At 63.5% G+C, this 17,381-nt stretch carries 18 protein-coding genes; 10 read left to right on the top strand and 8 right to left on the bottom strand.

Annotation, left to right across the window (positions count from 1 at the left end; translation table 11 throughout):
• Positions 1 to 235 precede the first annotated feature (235 nt).
• From GO499_RS04995 to GO499_RS04985, 3 genes are all read left to right on the top strand, one after another.
• Complete coding sequence (locus tag GO499_RS04995) at positions 236 to 802, top strand: Hint domain-containing protein (protein WP_161861162.1); 567 nt, start codon at positions 236 to 238, stop codon at positions 800 to 802.
• A gap of 74 nt (positions 803 to 876) precedes the next feature.
• Positions 877 to 1,059, top strand: coding sequence for a DUF4169 domain-containing protein (locus GO499_RS04990; protein WP_161861161.1), 183 nt, complete (start codon positions 877 to 879; stop codon positions 1,057 to 1,059).
• 43 nt (positions 1,060 to 1,102) lie between these two features.
• Positions 1,103 to 1,354, top strand: a complete 252-nt coding sequence (locus GO499_RS04985) for a ribbon-helix-helix domain-containing protein (RefSeq protein ID WP_161861160.1) — start codon at positions 1,103 to 1,105, stop codon at positions 1,352 to 1,354.
• Positions 1,355 to 1,410: 56 nt separating this feature from the next.
• Here the strand turns inward: GO499_RS04985 and GO499_RS04980 are convergent, their stop codons facing one another.
• The 4 genes from GO499_RS04980 to GO499_RS04965 form a co-directional block, all read right to left on the bottom strand.
• On the bottom strand, positions 1,411 to 2,787 hold the full coding sequence (locus tag GO499_RS04980) for a cytochrome P450 (RefSeq protein WP_161861159.1): 1,377 nt from the start codon (positions 2,785 to 2,787) through the stop codon (positions 1,411 to 1,413).
• Positions 2,784 to 4,055 (bottom strand): hypothetical protein, encoded by a 1,272-nt coding sequence (locus GO499_RS04975; RefSeq protein WP_161861158.1) that lies wholly within the window; start codon positions 4,053 to 4,055, stop codon positions 2,784 to 2,786. The genes GO499_RS04980 and GO499_RS04975 overlap by 4 nt, the downstream gene beginning before the upstream one ends.
• Position 4,056: 1 nt before the next feature.
• Positions 4,057 to 5,412, bottom strand: a complete 1,356-nt coding sequence (locus GO499_RS04970; protein ID WP_161861157.1) for a cytochrome P450 — start codon at positions 5,410 to 5,412, stop codon at positions 4,057 to 4,059.
• An 84-nt stretch (positions 5,413 to 5,496) separates the two neighbouring features.
• A complete protein-coding gene (locus GO499_RS04965) occupies positions 5,497 to 6,243 on the bottom strand; it encodes a cytochrome c biogenesis CcdA family protein (protein ID WP_161861156.1) in 747 nt (248 codons plus the stop codon).
• A 164-nt stretch (positions 6,244 to 6,407) separates the two neighbouring features.
• Between GO499_RS04965 and GO499_RS04960 the strand changes: the two genes are divergently transcribed.
• Positions 6,408 to 6,638 (top strand): sulfurtransferase TusA family protein, encoded by a 231-nt coding sequence (locus GO499_RS04960; RefSeq protein WP_161861155.1) that lies wholly within the window; start codon positions 6,408 to 6,410, stop codon positions 6,636 to 6,638.
• 111 nt (positions 6,639 to 6,749) lie between these two features.
• Here GO499_RS04960 and trhA read toward each other — a convergent pair whose 3' ends face one another.
• Positions 6,750 to 7,406, bottom strand: a complete 657-nt coding sequence (trhA, locus tag GO499_RS04955; RefSeq protein ID WP_161861154.1) for a PAQR family membrane homeostasis protein TrhA — start codon at positions 7,404 to 7,406, stop codon at positions 6,750 to 6,752.
• Between the two features lie 89 nt (positions 7,407 to 7,495).
• Positions 7,496 to 11,173, bottom strand: coding sequence for an indolepyruvate ferredoxin oxidoreductase family protein (locus GO499_RS04950; protein WP_161861153.1), 3,678 nt, complete (start codon positions 11,171 to 11,173; stop codon positions 7,496 to 7,498).
• Here GO499_RS04950 and GO499_RS04945 point away from each other — a divergent pair.
• Positions 11,096 to 12,028 carry a LysR family transcriptional regulator gene (locus tag GO499_RS04945; RefSeq protein WP_161861152.1) on the top strand — a complete coding sequence of 311 codons (933 nt, stop codon included), beginning with the start codon at positions 11,096 to 11,098 and terminating at the stop codon, positions 12,026 to 12,028. The genes GO499_RS04950 and GO499_RS04945 overlap by 78 nt on opposite strands.
• 285 nt (positions 12,029 to 12,313) lie before the next feature.
• Here the strand turns inward: GO499_RS04945 and GO499_RS04940 are convergent, their stop codons facing one another.
• Complete coding sequence (locus GO499_RS04940) at positions 12,314 to 13,198, bottom strand: LysR family transcriptional regulator (RefSeq protein ID WP_161861151.1); 885 nt, start codon at positions 13,196 to 13,198, stop codon at positions 12,314 to 12,316.
• 96 nt (positions 13,199 to 13,294) lie between these two features.
• On the opposite strand from GO499_RS04940, the gene GO499_RS19645 reads away from it, so the two are divergent.
• The 5 genes from GO499_RS19645 to grxD all read left to right on the top strand — a co-directional run bounded on the left by GO499_RS19645 (position 13,295) and on the right by grxD (position 16,616).
• The gene (locus GO499_RS19645) at positions 13,295 to 13,423 is read left to right on the top strand and encodes a hypothetical protein (protein ID WP_284154897.1); all 129 of its coding nucleotides are present in this window, start codon (positions 13,295 to 13,297) and stop codon (positions 13,421 to 13,423) included.
• 74 nt (positions 13,424 to 13,497) lie between these two features.
• Positions 13,498 to 15,669, top strand: a complete 2,172-nt coding sequence (gene purL / locus GO499_RS04935; RefSeq protein WP_161861150.1) for a phosphoribosylformylglycinamidine synthase subunit PurL — start codon at positions 13,498 to 13,500, stop codon at positions 15,667 to 15,669.
• Positions 15,670 to 15,731: 62 nt separating this feature from the next.
• Positions 15,732 to 15,992, top strand: a complete 261-nt coding sequence (locus tag GO499_RS04930; protein ID WP_161861149.1) for a BolA family protein — start codon at positions 15,732 to 15,734, stop codon at positions 15,990 to 15,992.
• 2 nt (positions 15,993 to 15,994) lie between these two features.
• On the top strand, positions 15,995 to 16,177 hold the full coding sequence (locus GO499_RS04925) for a hypothetical protein (protein WP_161861148.1): 183 nt from the start codon (positions 15,995 to 15,997) through the stop codon (positions 16,175 to 16,177).
• A 67-nt stretch (positions 16,178 to 16,244) separates the two neighbouring features.
• On the top strand, positions 16,245 to 16,616 hold the full coding sequence (grxD, locus tag GO499_RS04920) for a Grx4 family monothiol glutaredoxin (RefSeq protein ID WP_161861147.1): 372 nt from the start codon (positions 16,245 to 16,247) through the stop codon (positions 16,614 to 16,616).
• A gap of 113 nt (positions 16,617 to 16,729) precedes the next feature.
• On the opposite strand, the gene GO499_RS04915 is transcribed toward grxD, so the two are convergent.
• On the bottom strand, positions 16,730 to 17,371 hold the full coding sequence (locus GO499_RS04915; RefSeq protein ID WP_161861146.1) for a hypothetical protein: 642 nt from the start codon (positions 17,369 to 17,371) through the stop codon (positions 16,730 to 16,732).
• Between the last annotated feature and the right edge of the window lie 10 nt (positions 17,372 to 17,381).

Here is a 17,381-nt window from a genome sequence, read left to right as displayed (position 1 = left end):
ATTGACGTCTCTGGAGAGAGGTAGTGGATTTCATTACCTCTCAGGTATCAGGTTTGATTACCTGGCCTGCAATCGCCCACTCTTCCATCAAACCCCACCAAATGATCAAATTTTGCGCAAAACGATTTTTGTGCGACGCGGTACGATCTTTTAGCAGGTGCAGCACTATTATTGTCATATGGAAATGCTACCCTTCATAGATCAACCATTTCACTGGAGGGGCACGGTGGAGAACATGGATCAGATCGTGTTGGACGAGGGTATCGACGTCACGGACACACGCAACCCGAACGCTCGGACGGAAACGGCGCTGAAGGCCGGGCTGGCACGGGGCACCGAAATTGCCACGGAACGCGGTCCGGTGGCCGTGGAAGACCTGAAGGTTGGCGAGAGGATCGTGACATTCAGAGGGCTGAAACCGCTGCGGCGGTTGACCTGTTCGCGCTTCGTGCCAGGGCGGGAAGAAAACCCGGTATTGCTGCGCTCCGGCTCTGCCCTTGGCAATTCACGAGATCTCTACGTTTCTCCGGCACAATGGCTGCGGGTGCAGGATTGGCATGCGCAGGCGTTGTTCGGTGCCGGTGAGGTGCTGGTCTCGGCGCGTGACCTGGTGAACGGAAGGACGATCTCGGAAGTCTCCGTCGCTGTGATCACCTATTACCATCTTAACTTCGATGCTCAGGAAATGGTGCAGGCCGAGGGCTGCTGGTGCGAATGCGCGGGGATGCGGGCCGTGCGGCGCGGCATTGAGTGCCACATGCTGCCAACCCTGTCGGCAGCGGAAACGCGGGCGCTGATCTGACATCACCGGGCCCACCCGTCCGAACGCCCACTTTTTCAGTTCAAATTCGGTTCGGGCCCGATTAGCCTGAGCCAATGACCAAGGTTGTGAACCTCCGACGTTTTCGCAAGACGCAGGCACGGGATGCCGCGCGCCGCGAAGCTGAGACCCGCACGGACGCCGCGCGGCTGTCGGCATCGGACAAGGCAGGAGTTGAAGCCGCGAAGGCGGAACGGCTGCGAACCGGCGGACATGAGATCGAGGACGAAGACGCATGAGCGGTGACGGAGTTTCCAACCGCCGCCCAGCCTCCCTACAGCGATGGACGTAGATTTTTCGGCAGCACGGCCGAGGAAGCGCTCGCTGACACTGCGCGGCCATCGGACATCGGTCAGCCTCGAAGATCCCTACTGGCGGGAGTTCGTGAAGATCGCGGCGGCAGACGGCAAGGCGATCAACGCGCTGGCGGCTGAGATCGACGCGGCGCGGGGCGTGGAATGCGGGCTGGCCTCGGCGATCCGGTTGTTCGTGTTCCAGCGGATGGCGCGAGGGCAAGCGGCGGGGCGTCGGTGATGAGTCGGTAGGCTTGCCGACTTCCGGGCGTTGCCATCGTCGGCAGGTTGCCCAACCTAAGCGGGGCGGCGCCTGGTGATCGACAGGTAGATGCCGTCCTCCGACCGTACCGTCAGGTGATGCACGGGTTTGGGCACGCGGCCCTCCACGAGCTCGAATTTGAGGTCGCGCAGGATCAGCGCCAGCAGGATCACGCCCTCGATCATCGCGAAGCCCGCGCCCGTGCAGACGCGGGGGCCGGAGGAAAAGGGCAGATAGGCCTTGCGGCTGGCCTCCTTGGTCGCGGCTTCCTGCCAGCGGTCCGGGTCGAAGACATGGGGGCGTTCCCACATCTTCTCGTGCCTTTGCATATGCCACGGCGAGAGGAACAGCAGCGAGCCCTTGCCGACATCGCGCTTGCGGAAACGCTCATTCTTCACGGGTTCGCGGACCATCATGGGCACGGGCGGATAGAGGCGCAGCGCCTCGCGGAAGACGTCGCGGATGAAGGGCAGGTTGCGCATGTTGGCGAAGTCGGGTGCATCCTGCCATGCCGCCTGCGCCTCGGCGGCGGCCCGCTCCTGAAAATGCGGGCAGGCGGCGAGGCAATAGAGCGTCCACGACAGAGCGGAGGCGGAGGTTTCGTGCCCGGCAAGGAAGAAGATGGCGACCTGATCGACCATTTCCTCGGTGTCGAATTTCTCGCCCGTCAGCGGGTCGGCGGTGGTCATGATCTTGGTGGCGAGGTCGTCGGGAGCCGTGCCCGCCGCAATCTCGGCTTCGCGGATTTCCGTCATCTCGGTGATCAGGTCGCGGATTTCCTGCGCATTGACGCGGGATTTCTTCGAGCGGAAGCGCGGCACCCAGTCGGGCATTTTCAGAAGTGCCGAATAGGTCATTAGCGGGGCCGAGCGCTGGTAGTTGCGGAAGGCGTAGAAGACGGCGCGGGCCTTTTCGTCCTCGATGGGGCGTGAGAAGAGCGTGCGGAAGATGACATCGGCGGCGGCGTGGGCGGTTTCGAACTCGATTTCCACCGGCTCGCCATTGGCCTGCTCTGCAAGCCGCGCGGTGCAGTTCTGCCCGGCCTCGACCATCGCGGGGAACACGTCGCGCAGACGGCCGCCCTCGAAGGACGGGTCGATAATGCGGCGCTGGCGCTTCCAGACCTCGCCGTTGGTGACGAAGACGGAGTTGCCGAGCAGCAGCTTAAGCGTGTCGCGGATGATGTCGGATTTCGGGAAGTCGTCGGGACGTTCTTCCAGCACGGTTTTCGTCACGTCCGGGTCGTTGACGAGAAAGGTGTGGAACAGCGGGAAGCGCGTCTGCGCCATCCATGCCGAATAGAGGCGCTGGGGCAGCGAGGCGAACATGTCCTGGTGGGCGAGCCTGAGGCGCTGGCGCCAGGAGGCATTCTCCGGGCGTGTATCGGGCATGGGCGGGATGTAGTCTGTCATTGCTCGCGGTCCGTGTAGGGGGTGCAGACGCGGGTGATGCGGGACGTGGTGCTGTCGCGGTGCGCGAAGCGGGTCCGCAGCGTCATCGGCCCGGCGGTGATGCGGAAGTAATCGTATTCGCGCGGGTAGTCGAAGGCGTAGATGTACTGAAAGTGGCGCTCAAAGAAGGTGAAGGTCTTCGGGTCCTGCTTCTCCTCCGAAAGGGTCATCGAGAAGGCAGCGGAGATGACTTTCGGCCAGATCTGGTCATCGTCGGCGGCACCGCAGGTGGCGACGGGATCGGAGAGTGGGAAACAGCCTCCGTCGCCCGGAGCGGAAACATCGAGCCATGTGATTTCCGGGGTCTTCGACAGGATGTTGAGATCGGCGCGCATGTCCCCTGCCCCCTTGAGGAAAGAGGTGAGCGGGATGACATGGGCGAGCGTCAGCAGGCCCAGTCGTTCAAGAGGCAGACCGGGCATGCGCACTAGCTTTGCCACGATCGGTACGGCGACGTACCCGCCGGCGGAATGGCCGACGACGAGCACTTCGTCGGCCTCGCCCGTGCGGAGGACCTCGGCGATGCGTCTGGCGAACGCGTCCTCGCGGTCGAGCATCATTTTCGGGCGCTTCTGTGCACGGACGGCGGCGTATGCGAGCATGAACAGCAGGTAGTAGATGTAGTGTTTCTGATCGCGTTTGCGGAAGTAGCGCAGGATGGCGGCGGTGGCGGCCACCCCGGCGACGAGCGCAACGGCGCGGACGGCGGGTGTGGCCAGGCCGAATGCGGCGGCGAGACCGCCGGCGGCCAGACCGACCAGAAGGCCGGCCAACAGTTGCGCGAGAATGGTCAGGTAGGGGTAAAGGCCGGGGATCAGGATCTTGCGGTGCAGGCTGGCCCAGGCGCGGACCGCGCCGGACCACAGGAACCACGTGCCGGTCCAGGCCCATGTCCAGAGGGCGTGCAGGGTGTTGCGGTTCATCGTCTGGCGGACGAGGTCGGACCACTCCAGAAACTCGACGATGGTTTCTGTCTTCTGGCCCTCGATCTCGGAGGAGACACTCCACGCATAGTTGCCGGCCTGTTTCGGGGCCGCACTGACGGCGATTTCATAGCCCGAAATTTCGGCCTGACGGGCGGAGTGCGTGCGGTAGAGTTCGCGATAGCGGCGGGCGCCCATGGGGTCGAAGCCGGGCACGTAGAACACGTGACGGCGACGGACTTCCTGTGGCTGAGACGCTTCGGTGGCCGCTTCCGGCGGCAGGGCGTTCGCTTGCGCGTGGGCCATTTCAGGGTTTCCCGACTGTCAGGGACAGACCACGACCGCCCAGGGCCACGCCGGGCTGCGGCTCCGGTGCGGCGTCAGGCGCCGGAGAGATGCGACAGTGGCCGAGGATCAGGGTGAGCAGCGCCAGCACGTCGAGTCGGACCATGCCGGCAGCCGGGCAGCGGCGTTTGCCGGCCGAAAACGGGATGTTGTGGAACCCCGGCTCCGTACCCTTGCCGCCTTGCAGCCAGCGTTCCGGATCAAAGCGCTCCGGCTCGTCCCAGAACTCCTGATGCCGGCCGAGGTGCCATGGCGAGATGAACAGGAAGCCACTCTCGCGGACAGCGATGTCGCGCACCTGTTCGACCTGTCGTGGCCGGCGGGCGAAGATCGGAACGGGGGGCGCGAGGCGCAGGGTCTCGGAGAGGATGGCCGGCAGGAGGCGCAGCCGGGCCAACGCCATGAAGTCGAGTCCCTGCGGACCGGAGCAGGCAGCGGCGGCCTCTGCTTGTGCCCGCTCGCCCAGCCCATCTGTGGCAGCGGTGAACCAGAGCGCCCATGCCAGCGCCGAAGCGATGGCTTCGGTGCCATGGACCAGAAGTGCGGCGATCTGGTGGCGAACAAAATTGGCATCCAGCCGTTCCCATGTATCGGGATGCTGGACGAGCATCAGGTCGGTCGCGACATCCTGCGGCCCCTTGAACTCGGCGATGCCGGGCACGCGGGCCTGAAGATGACGGTCGAGTGCAGCAGCCAGCACTGTGCCATCCGAGCCCTTGGCCTTCGGGCCCTTGCCTCCGAATTCGGAAGCCATGCCGGTTCTGGCGAACCGGGCAGCGACTTCTGGGATCTTCTCGGCGAAGTACTTGCCCTCGGGCTGGTCGACGGTCAGCGACAGGATCATGCGCAGGTTGATATCGGCTGAGAGGCGGTAGATTTCCGGCCAGATGTCCTGCGGACCGGACGTTGCCGTGAGGCGGCTGACGGCTTCAGACCCGGCCTCGAGGACCCGTGGCAGGTAGCGCTTCATCCGGTCTGGCCCATAGGCGATTTCCACCAGCGGGCGGATGCGGGCGTATTGTTCCGGTCCGGCCTCGAAGATGTTGCGGCCGAACAGCTCGAACATGTCCTTGGGCAGTTCCTTGGGACGGGCAAACTCGGCCGCGCGGCTTGCCAGCATCTCCTCGATGCGCCGGGGCCGGTTGATCAGGATACGCTGGCGGCGCAGGCTGCGTATCGGCACGATCGCGGCCTCGTAGAACTTGCGTGGCAACTCGGACGTGAGGCTGACGGGTGCGACACCGAGACGGCCCAGCAAGCCTTCGCCATTTAGCGAAATCTCACTGTCTGCCTTGCTGTCTTCGGGTTCGTCGCTCATACCGCCTCTGGCCTGCCGGAGTTTGTCCTTCGAATACGCGGATTTGTGCGGCGGGGCCAGACCAAGATTTTCGCCGGTGCCGGCTCAGCCGATTGCCGCGAGGCCGGGGAAGGTTTCGAGAAGCCAGAAGGAAAAGCTGGAAAACAGGCCGGTGGCCATCATCACGCCGACGAGGACCAGCAGCGCCCCCATGACCTTTTCGATGGCCCCCATGTGGCGGCGGAAACCGGACATCATCCCTGCGAAACTGTTGAGGAAGACGGCGGCGAAGAGGAACGGCAGGCCGAGCCCGGCGGCGTAGGTGGCCATGAGGATCATGCCACGTTCCAGCGTGCCTTCCTGCGCAGCGAGACTGAGGATGGTGCCGAGAATGGGACCGATGCACGGCGTCCAGCCGAAGGCGAAGGCCAGCCCGAGAACATAGGCACCAAGCGCGGAGCCGCCCCTGTCACCCGCGTCCAGCCGTGCCTCGCGGTAGAGCAGAGGAATGCGGATGATGCCAAGAAAGTGCAGACCGAACACAACGATGACGAGACCGGCGGCCATTGCCATCTCGCGCTGGTATTGCAGGAAGACGGACCCGATGGCGGAGGCGGCGAGGCCCAGAAGCACGAATATGGTGGACAGGCCGAGGACAAAGAAGATCGCAGCGACGATCACCCGACCCTGCGGACGGCGGCTGCCGGTATCGACAGAGGTTCCGGCCATATAGGCGAGATAGGACGGTACGATCGGCAAAACGCACGGCGAGAGAAAGCTGATCACGCCTGCGACCAGCGCCACGAGGAGCGCGGGCAGGAGGGAAGCATCCATGATATCTATGCCGAACATGCGATTGACCTTCTGGTTCTCCAACCCGTTTAGACGCAAATGCCGTGGGCGTCATCCGATGGTTCATAACAATGGCGTGGAAGGTTGTAACATCGGTGAAGGCGCGCCCTCGGAAACGCCGGGGGGTATTCCCTCCAGCCAGCCGGCAGGGTAGCACTGGCGGCATGAGTGACTCCGACCACCTCGATGCCCGCGGGCTGTTGTGCCCCCTGCCCGTCCTGAAGATCCGCAAGCGGCTGAAGGCTGCGGCGGTGGGAAGCCTGCTGGAAGTGGAGACCGATGATCCGGCGGCACTGATCGACGTGCCGCATTTCTGCGCCGAACAGGGGCACGAGATCGTCTCCAGCGACGAAGTGGTGTTTCCGCACCAGCGTTGGATGATCCGCAAGGGGTGAGCCGCCCGGTGGTGGCGGACGCTTCGATGGCTGGCGGGACAGGGAGCCGATTGCCCACCATTCGGGCCGGACTGCATCACCTGGAAGTTCCGGCTGTAAGGCCCGACGCCGTCAAGCGGCCTTGGGGATCAATTCGACGATGACGGCCGCATAGAACACGCAGGATGCAACCAGCACGAAAGCGTGCCAGATGGCGTTATGGTGGGGCAGCAATTCCCAGAGATAAAAGATCACGCCGACCGTGTAGATGAAGCCGCCGACGAGAATGAGAATAAAGCCCGTCCACGACAAGGCGCTGATCATCTCTCCGCCCGCCACGGCCCCTGCCCAGCCCATGCCGAGATAGAGCGACAATGCCACCCATTCGAAACGTCCGGGGGCGAGGATCTTCAGGAGGGCGCCTGCGGCGGCGGCGATCCAGAGGAAGGTGAGCAGCATCGCCGACGAGCCGGCAAGCAGTGCAAAAGGCGTATAGGTGCCGGCGATCTTGATGAAGATCGCGGTGTGGTCCATCCGCCGGAAAACCGGACGCCACTGGGGCACGCGAACCATGTGGTAAAGTGCCGAGCAGTGGATCATCAGGATCAGACTGAGACCGTAGATGACGGCGCCGGTGACGGCGGCGACGTCGCCGCGCCAGACGGCGGCCAACGTGATGAGCACGGGTACGGCCATGAGCGCGAGTACAATGCCTGCAAAATGGATGCAGGCATCGGAGCGCCGCTCCGCCGGGGAATAGGTTCTCTCCTTGATGTCCTGTTCGGTCATGGCATCAAAGGTACGCCGGGATCGCGACGAAGCAAGTCGCATCCGTCACAGTTTTTATGACAGTTTGTTGCTTGCCTGCGAATTCGGCATCATTCGGCGGCACGGGCCGTGCCCGGGGCGCCGCCGGACCGGATGGCGGCCAGAAGTTCCTCGCGGCGCTTGGCGGCGGCGGCTGCATGGGCCGCCTTCACGTGCCCGAAACCGCGAATCTGGAGCGGCAGGTCGGCCCAGGCGATGGCGAGGTCGCGGGTTTCCGGGGTGAACCCGGCCGAGACGTTGGCGAGATCGCCTTCGTATTCCGAGATCAGGGCGCGTTCCATGCGCCTCTCCGCGGTGCGACCGAAGGGATCGAAGGGCGTGCCGCGCATGATCTTGAAGCGTGCGAGGAGGCGGAAGGCAGAGAGTATCCACGGGCCGAAGGCGCGTTTGCGGGGATGGCCGTTGGCATCCTTGCCGCCGAGGATAGGTGGGGCGAGGTGGAAGCGCATTCGGCGGGTGCCGTCGAAGGCTTCTGCGACCTGCGCCTCGATGGTTTCGGAATGGAGGCGCGCCACCTCATATTCGTCCTTGTAGGCGAGCAGCTTGTGATAGCCTCTGGCGACGGCGAGGGCAAACTCCGGATCCAGTTTTTCTGCTGCTGCGACGGCGGCGCGATAGCGGGCAGCAAGGGAAGCGTTCTGATAAGCGGTGAGGTGGGCGGCGCGGTAATCGGTGACATCGGCCAACGTTTCCTCGGCCGGCTGCTCGGGCGTTATTGTCCGGGCCGCATCAGCCGGGAAGGCTATGGCCCAGCGACCGATGGCGAAGGCGCGCTGATTGCCTTCCACGCCAGCGCCGTTCAGTTCGATGGCTTTCAGGAGTGCTTCCTCCGACAATGGCACGAGCCCGGCCTGAAAGGCCGCGCCCAACATGAGGACATTGGCGTAAATGGCGTCTCCCAATAGTTTTTCCGCCAACTGCGTGGCGTTGAGGGGTGCCAATGCGTCTTCCCCCACGCGGGCGCGCAGCGAGAGAGTGAGCTTGTCCGTCGGCAGGCGGAAGGCGGTGTCGCGGGTGAAGGCACCGGTGATGATCTCGTGGGTGTTGAGCACGGCGCGGGTGCGCCCGCGGGTCATCAGGCCGAGGGTTTTCGAGCCTGCCGCGACCACCATGTCGCCGCCGATCACGGCATCGGCCTCGCCGGTCGCGACGCGGATGGCGGTGATGTCGCCGGGCTTTTCGGCGATGCGGCAGTGGATGTGTACCGCCCCGCCCTTCTGTGCGAGGCCCGCCATTTCCATCACGCCCGAGCCCTTGCCTTCGAGATGTGCCGCCATGCCAAGCAGCGCTCCGACGGTGACGACGCCTGTGCCGCCGACGCCGGTGATGACGATGTTGTGCGTGCCGTTGATCGCGGGCAGCGTTGGTGCCGGAAGGTCGGGCAAGTCGAGGTCGGCGGCCTTGCCCTTCTTCGGCTTGGCGCCTTCGAGGGTGACGAAGCTGGGGCAGAAACCCTGCAGGCAGGAGAAATCCTTGTTGCACGAGGATTGATCGATCTGGCGCTTGCGGCCGAGAGGCGTTTCCAGCGGCAGGATCGAGACGCAGTTCGATTGCACGCCGCAATCGCCGCAGCCTTCGCAGACCGCCGGGTTGATGAAAACGCGGCGGTCGGGATCGGGGAATTCACCGCGTTTGCGGCGGCGGCGCTTTTCGGCGGCGCAGGTCTGGATGTAGACGATCGCGGTGACGCCGGGTATTTTCTCCAGCCGCTTTTGCACGTCCATCAGTTCGGCACGAGGGTGGAGCTTGACGGAGGACGGGAAAGCCGTGCGGTCGATCTCTTCCTTCTCGTCGTAGACGCCCACGACCTCCTTCACACCCATCGCCACGAGTTCGCGGGCGATCTGGGGGGCGGTGAGGTCGCCGTCGTTGTGCTGGCCGCCGGTCATCGCCACAGCGTCGTTGTAGAGGATCTTGTAGGTGATGGTGGTGCCGGCGGCGAGTGCGGCGCGGATCGCCTGCACGCCGGAATGGTTGTAGGTGCCGTCGCCGAGGTTCTGGAAGACGTGGCCGCGTCTGGAGAAGGGCGCCTCGCCGATCCAGTTCGCCCCCTCGCCGCCCATGTGGGTAAAGCCGGTGGTTTCACGGTCCATCCACTGGACCATGTAGTGGCAGCCGATGCCGGCATAGGCGCGCGCGCCTTCGGGCAGCTTGGTGGAGGAGTTGTGCGGGCAGCCGGAGCAGAACCACGGGTTACGGGTGGCAATTTCCTCGGCATTGTCGGCGCGGGCGGCATCTTCCAGCCGGGCGCGGGCGGCGGCGATGGGGGCTTCCAGCCCTTCGGCGGCCAGCAGGGTGCCGAGCTTGCGGGCGATGGTGACGGGATCGAGCGCGCCCTTGACGGAGAACACGGTTTCACCCTGTTCGCCCTTCCAGCCGATGACGCGGCGGCCGTGGCGTTCGTCGAAGATCGCTTCCTTGATCTGCACCTCGATGAGCTTGCGCTTTTCCTCGACCACGATGATGAGTTCGAGATCCTCGGCCCATTCGCGGAAGCTGCGCATATCGAGCGGCCAGACCATGCCGACCTTGTAGGTGGTGATGCCGAGCGCTGGCATGTCGTCGGCCTTGATGCCGAGAAGGTCGAGCGCGTGAACGGTATCGAGCCAGCTCTTGCCGGCGGAGACGATGCCGATGCGCGCACCCGCCTGCCCGCCCATGCGTTTGTCGATTTTATTTGCGCGACCAAAGGCTTCGGCGGCGAACCTCTTGTGATCGTGCAGGCGTGCTTCCTGCGCTGCGGGCGTGTCGCCGAGGCGGATGTTCACGCCATCGGGCGGCATCGGGAAGTCGGTGGGTGTGGTGATGGTCAGGCGATGTGGATCGGCGTTGACGACCTGCGTGACCTCGACCGTGTCCTTGACGCATTTGAGGCCGACCCAGCAGCCGGAATAGCGCGAGAGCGCCCAGCCGAGGAGGCCGTAATCCAGCACTTCCTGCACGCCGGCCGGGCTGAGGATGGGCATGAGCGCATCGACCAGCGCGAATTCGGACTGGTGCAGAACGGTGGAGCTTTCGCCGGTGTGATCGTCGCCCATTGCCGCGATCACCCCGCCGAGCGGCGAGGTGCCGGCCATGTTGGCGTGGCGGAACACATCGCCCGTGCGGTCGACGCCGGGCCCCTTGGCGTACCAGAGGCCGAACACACCATCATGCGTGCCCTCGCCCCGAAGTTCGGCCTGCTGGGTGCCCCACAGGGCGGTGGCGGCGAGATCCTCGTTGAGGCCGGGGTTGAAGACGATCTCGTGCGCGGCGAGTTCAGCCTTGGCGCGAGCCATCTGCAAATCGACGGCGCCGAGCGGCGAGCCGCGGTAGCCGGTAACGTAGCCCGCGGTAGAATGGCCCGCGGCGCGATCCCGCACCTTCTGCATCATCGGCAGGCGGACAAGGGCCTGCGTGCCGCTGAGCAGGACTGTTTTTTGCGAAAGATCGTAGCGGTCTTTCAGGGACACCTTCTGCAGGGTCATCTTCAGCGCTCCCGTCACTGTTTTTCTGCATTCTAGGTCAGCCTTGTTGACCAATAAAGCGTTTTTCGAAGTGACAGGCCGAGCCTCGCGCAGTTTGCGGATTCCAGCAAGAAAATTGGCCGTGAGCGCAATTTCCGGTCGGAAAACCGGGGCGATCTGGTAAGGGAACTGAAAAAAGGGGAAATGCCTATGGCCACTGGGACCGACTGGGACAAGCTGCGAATCTTTCACGCTGTCGCCGATGCCGGCTCTCTGACCCATGCGGGGGAGGCGCTGCACCTGAGCCAATCCGCAGTTTCACGCCAGATCCGCGGACTGGAGGACAGCCTGGGCGTAACGCTGTTCCATCGCCATGCGCGTGGGCTGATCCTGACCGAACAAGGCGAGTTGCTTTTCGAGGCGACGGTTTCGATGCGACGGCGGCTGGAGGCGGCCGAGGCGCGCATTCGCGACAGCGCCGAAGGCATTTTCGGTGAGCTGCGGGTGACGACGACCACCGGCTTCGGTACCCTGTGGCTGGTGCCGCGACTGTCGCGGCTGTACGAGGAATATCCCAACCTGAAGATCGACCTGCTGCTGGAAGAGCGGGTTCTGGACCTGCCGATGCGGGAGGCCGACGTGGCGATTCGGATGAAAGAGCCAAGCCAGGCAGACCTGGTGCGGCGGCGGCTTATGGATGTGAACATGCAGTTCTTCGCCACGCGCACCTATGCCGAGAAGATGGGGCTGCCGACAACGGAAGAGGAGTTGACCAGCCACCGGCTGATCACGCTGGCGGCCGCTACGCGACAGGTGAGCGAGGGGCTGAACTGGATCGTGCCATTCCTGTCCGCCGAGCACTCAAGCCGGTTGACGGTGAACAACTATTTCGGAATCCTGCGGGCGGTGGAAAACAATCTGGGAATCGGATCACTGCCGAACTATGTCAGTCTCGACGCGCCGCATCTTGTCCGAGTATTGCCCGAGGAGCAGAGCAAGGTGATTCCCGTCTACCTCGCCTATCCGGAAGAATTGCGTCAATCACGCCGAGTCGCGGCATTCCGCGATTTCATCATCCGGGAAATTACCGACTTCAAGAAAAGATACCAGATGGAGGATTCGGCGACGGCGGACTAAAGCCGGCGCAACACTCAAATCTTCAAATTTTACTATCTCTGCGCCATGTCCAGGCTAGATGTGGTATGCAACTTAAGTCGTAACTCTGCATGCAGATCGCCCTAGAGTTGTGACAATTGTGCAGCTATGCGTTTTTTAGATAGCAGCTATGCCTCGAAATATCTTGATCGGACGAAAGTGGCTTCCTATTTGTGCTCTCGAAGGTGCTTGGCATCTTCACCTCCCTGTTGGACTTGGGCCGAGCTCTGCTCGGCCTTTTTTTTGGCCTGAGGACTGATCATCGCGTCAGGCCTGATCCGGTGGGGCCTGACGCTTCAGCCAGGTGACGAAGCGGCGGACCTGTGGGCGGAGAACACCCGGCCTGTGGACGATGTGATAGCCGCTCTCTGTCTCCGGCGCTTCCCAGACCACCTCCAACCGGCCAGCGGCGATGTCCTCCTCAACGAACAGCCGGGCGGTGGCGGCGACGCCGTAACCCTCGCGCAAGGCGGAGAGCATCAGGAAGCCCGGCAGATCGCTGATATTGGCGCGTAGCGCTGGCGAAAATCCCTGAGCATCCATCCAGTTGCGGATTTCGTCCGTCCCGGTTTCCTGGAACCATTTCAGGTGGCTGAGGGTATCAGGGGCCGACGCCGCATCTGGCGGCACCAGCCCCGGCGCACCGACGACGACAAAACGGGTGGGCAGAAACATGGTCGCCTCCAACCCCGGCCAGCCGCCCTTGCCGAAACGGATTGCCACATCGAACCGCTCACGGTCCGGGTCCAGCACCTCGGCGGAGGGGCGGATGATCAGGTTGGCGTCGGGTTCGCGGCGGAGGAAATCCGGATAGCGCGGCATGAACCAGTGAGTGGCGAAGGCCGGCGTCATGGTGACTGAGACGGGACGATCAGCACTGCGCCCAGCGACCTCCTGCCAGCCATCGCGGATGGTGTCGAAACCGCGAGAGAGCGCCGCCGCCAATTGCGCGCCGGTTTCCGTCAGGGCGACGCCCCTGCCCTGACGCTCCACCAGCTTTTCCTCCAGCCGTTGCTCCAGCGCGCGCACTTGCTGGCTGACGGCAGCGTGGGTCACGTTCAACTCCCGCCCGGCGGCGGAGAGGGAACCGAGTCGGGCGGTGGCCTCGAAGGCGCGTAGCGCAGAAAGAGACGGAAGAGCAGATGCGTTCATATGTAAGATAGTCTTACAGTTTGGAAGTTTTATCAACTTCGTTTTTGACAAAAAAAAGGGAAAAATGGCTATCCATAACGGAGAAGGAGTTAGCAGATGTTTTACCTGATGGCCGAAACCCTGAAAGTCGCCACACGAACCGAGAACCCGCACGAGGCGCGATTGCGCCCCTACCGCAAGCGCAGGACATGGCGTGCGCCGCGCTGGTGGTGGAACAGGGGCTGAACATTGGCCCAATGCGCTTGTGTTCCGGCTTGCCGCCGCCCTAAAAGGGGTGCGCCGAGAGCCGGAGCACATGCATGACCAAAGAGCCGTCTATCACCGATGACCTGATCGCCGCCCACGGGCTTTCGCCCGATGAGTATGCCGAAATCCTGCGGCTGTTGAACCGGGAGCCGAGTTTCACCGAGTTGGGAATCTTCTCGGCGATGTGGAACGAGCATTGTTCCTACAAATCCTCCAAGAAATGGCTGCGAACGCTGCCGACCGAAGGGCCTCAGGTCATCTGCGGGCCGGGCGAGAATGCCGGTGTCGTCGATATCGGCGACGGGCAGGCGGTGGTTTTCAAGATGGAGAGCCACAACCACCCCTCCTATATCGAGCCCTACCAGGGTGCGGCGACGGGCGTCGGGGGAATACTTCGCGATGTCTTCACCATGGGCGCACGGCCGATGGCGGCGATGAATGCGCTTTCCTTCGGCAGCCCGGAACATCCGAAGACGGCACGACTGCTTTCCGGCGTCGTCGAAGGGATCGGGGGTTATGGCAATTGTTTTGGTGTGCCGAACGTCGGCGGCGAGTTACGGTTCGACCCGGCTTACAACGGCAACTGCCTCGTCAACGCCTTCGCAGCCGGAATCGCCGACGCGGATGCGATCTTCTATTCAGCCGCAAGCGGCGTCGGCCGACCGGTGGTCTACCTCGGTGCCAAGACGGGACGGGATGGCGTGGGCGGTGCGACGATGGCCTCGGCCGAGTTCGACGAGACGATCGAGGAAAAGCGGCCCACGGTGCAGGTCGGCGATCCGTTTACGGAAAAGAGACTCATGGAAGCGACACTGGAGCTGATGGCGACAGGCGCTGTGGTTTCCATTCAGGACATGGGGGCTGCCGGCCTGACCTGTTCCGCCGTCGAGATGGGCGACAAGGGCAATCTCGGCATTCGCCTCGATCTGGAGAAGGTGCCGGTGCGCGAAGAGGCGATGACGGCGTATGAGATGATGCTGAGCGAGAGCCAGGAACGGATGCTGATGGTGCTGGATCCCGCAAAGGAGGCGGCGGCGAAGGCGGTTTTCGACAAATGGGATCTCGACTTCGCCATCGTCGGCGAGACGATCGCCGAGGACCGCTTTCTGATCGTGCATAATGGCGAGGTAAAGGCCGACCTCCCGCTGAAGGCCCTGTCGGGCACGGCGCCGGAATATGACCGGCCATGGGTGAACCCGCCGGAGCCGGGGCCGGCGGGCGATGTGCCGGTGATGGCTGCGGATGTGGCGCTGATGAAAATCATGGGCAGCGTCAACTATTCGTCGCGGGCCTGGGTGTGGGAGCAGTATGACCATACGGTCGGTGCCGACACGGTGGTGATACCGGGTGCCGATGCCGGAGTGGTGCGGGTGCATGGCACGCGCAAGGCCCTCGCATTTACGGCAGACGTAACGCCGCGCTACTGCAAGGCCAACCCGTTCGAAGGTGGCAAGCAGGCGGTGGCCGAGGCCTATCGCAACCTGATCGCCACCGGCGCGGAGCCGCTGGCAGTGACCGACAACCTGAACTTCGGCAACCCGGAAAAACCCGAGATCATGGGCCAGTTCGTCGGCTGCGTGAAGGGGATTGGCGAGGCCTGCGTCGCACTGTCGATGCCCGTCGTCTCCGGCAACGTCAGCCTTTATAATGAGACCGATGGCATGGCGATCCTGCCGACGCCGACAATCGGGGCGGTCGGGCTGTTGCGCGATGTGGACGATGTCGTCCGGATGATACCGGAAGATGGCGCGGTGCTGCTTGAAATCGGCGGCACAGGCACGCGGCTGGGGCAGTCGGCATATCTAGCGGAGTGCTGCGGGCTTTCGGCGGGCAATGCGCCGGACGTAGACCTTGCGGCGGAGAGACGGACCGGCGAGTTCCTGCGGCAGATGATGGCGGCAGGCCACGTGGGCGCCGCCCACGATGTCGCCGATGGCGGACTGGCCGTGGCCGCAGCGGAAATGGCGCTGGCCGGGAACGTGGGCGTGACGCTGGCGGCGGACGGCATGGACGAGCTGTTCGGCGAGGATCAGGGCCGCTATCTGGTAGCGGCGACGGAAACCGGTGCAGCAGCCATTCTGTCGGCGGCAGGCGAAGGTAACATCGCCGCGCGGCGGATCGGCGAATTCGTTGGTTCTGACATCACGCTGGGATCCGCAGACAGCCTGCCATTGGTGATGCTGCGACAGGCACATTCGGATGCCCTTGCCACATTGGTGGCATGATCTCTTGCGAAGGAACCCGGGCACACATAGATTTACCGTGACGAGACAGGAGACCCTGCCCCATGGCCATGGAAGCCGTTGAAATTGAGCGCATGATCCGGGATGCCTTCCCGAATGCCGATGTCGAGATCAAGGATCTGGCGGGCGACGGCAACCATTACGCCGCCACGGTGGTGGCCAGCGAGTTCACCGGTATCTCCCGCGTCAAGCAACACCAGATGGTCTATGCGGCGCTGAAGGGAAAGATGGACGGTCCGGCGGGCGAGTTGCACGCGCTGGCACTGACAACGCGTGCGCCGGCGGCGCCGCAGACGGAGGGTTGAGCATGTTGCCTGTCTGGGTCAAGGCGTTCAGCTTTTGCGTCATTGCCGTCATCGTCGTGCTGATGCTGATTAAGCGCATCCGGCGACGAGAGCGGGCGGACATCGACGCGCCGGAACTGGTTTTGACGGAAGATGGCCGGCTGGAGCAGGTGGACAGCAAGAAACGCGATTCCGAAGGGTCGTGAAATACAAAACCGTTACGATGGAGCAATGGCCCCGCGGACGGGACAGCTACAGGAACAGGATAAGCCAATGACAACTACAGCGCATGAGGCCATCAAGGCCGATGTCGAAGCCAATGATGTGGTCTTGTTCATGAAAGGCACGAGCCAGATGCCGCAGTGCGGATTTTCCGCCAAGGTGGCCGGTGTTCTGAACTACATGGGCGTGGCCTATAAGGATGTGAACGTTCTGGCGGATGATGCCATCCGCGACGGCATCAAGACCTATTCCGACTGGCCGACCATTCCGCAGCTTTACGTCAAGGGCGAGTTCGTGGGTGGTTGCGACATCATCGTGGAAATGACGCTGTCGGGCGAACTGGACGAGATGCTGACGAAGTCCGGTGTGGCCTTCGACGCCGATGCCGCCAGCAAGATCCGGGAAGCCAACCAGCCTGCATGATCACGCGGGGAAGGCAGTGTTATTGAGGTTTGAGAAACGGCCCGCAACTCGGTGAGTTGCGGGCCTCCTTGTCCCGGCCATGGACGGTTGGGGGGCTGACCCGACCGGGAATTCTAGAAATTCAACGTAACCCCGAAGGCGGCAAATGGCGTGAAGCCGAAACTGTTGAGGTCATCGTTCATGTCGGCGACCGTCGCCTCCAGACCGGCACGCTGACCGGGGGTGAGCACCTGATCCGAACTGTAGGAAATGCGGTAGGGAGCGTAGCGGACGCCGATTTCGGCGAAGAGGCCGAGGTTGCGCCGCGCACCGCTGGTGTAGCCGACGGCAACCTGCGGGGCGGCGGGCACCTTTTGAGCCATCCTAAGTGAAACCTCACCGGGAATGGTGACGCCCTGATAGACGGGATCATCGACGCGGCCCGTAGCACGATAGCCGCCGAAGGCAAAGCCGCTGGACAGGCGGAAGCCATTCTCAAATGGATGAAAATCTGCCATCAGGGCGGCCTGGAAGGCGCTGAGGTCAACCTCGTAAGTGTTGCCATCGCGGTCCGTATAGTGAGTGCCGTAGCCGGCGACGGAGATCGGCGCGCGGACGGCGAAACGCTCGGATAGCGATGCCGCAGGCGCGATGGTGGGGCCATAGGTTGAAATCCCAGCTTCCAGCCAGGTGTCATGCTCCTGCCCGAAGGCCGCGAGGCATGAGAAAAGGAGCAGTCCACAGGCCTGGCCATGGACAGAGGTGAGGCGCGGCATTCACGGGCCC

Source organism: Algicella marina (assembly GCF_009931615.1).
GTDB lineage: Bacteria > Pseudomonadota > Alphaproteobacteria > Rhodobacterales > Rhodobacteraceae > Algicella > Algicella marina.
This window is presented reverse-complemented; position numbering and strand designations above follow the sequence as displayed.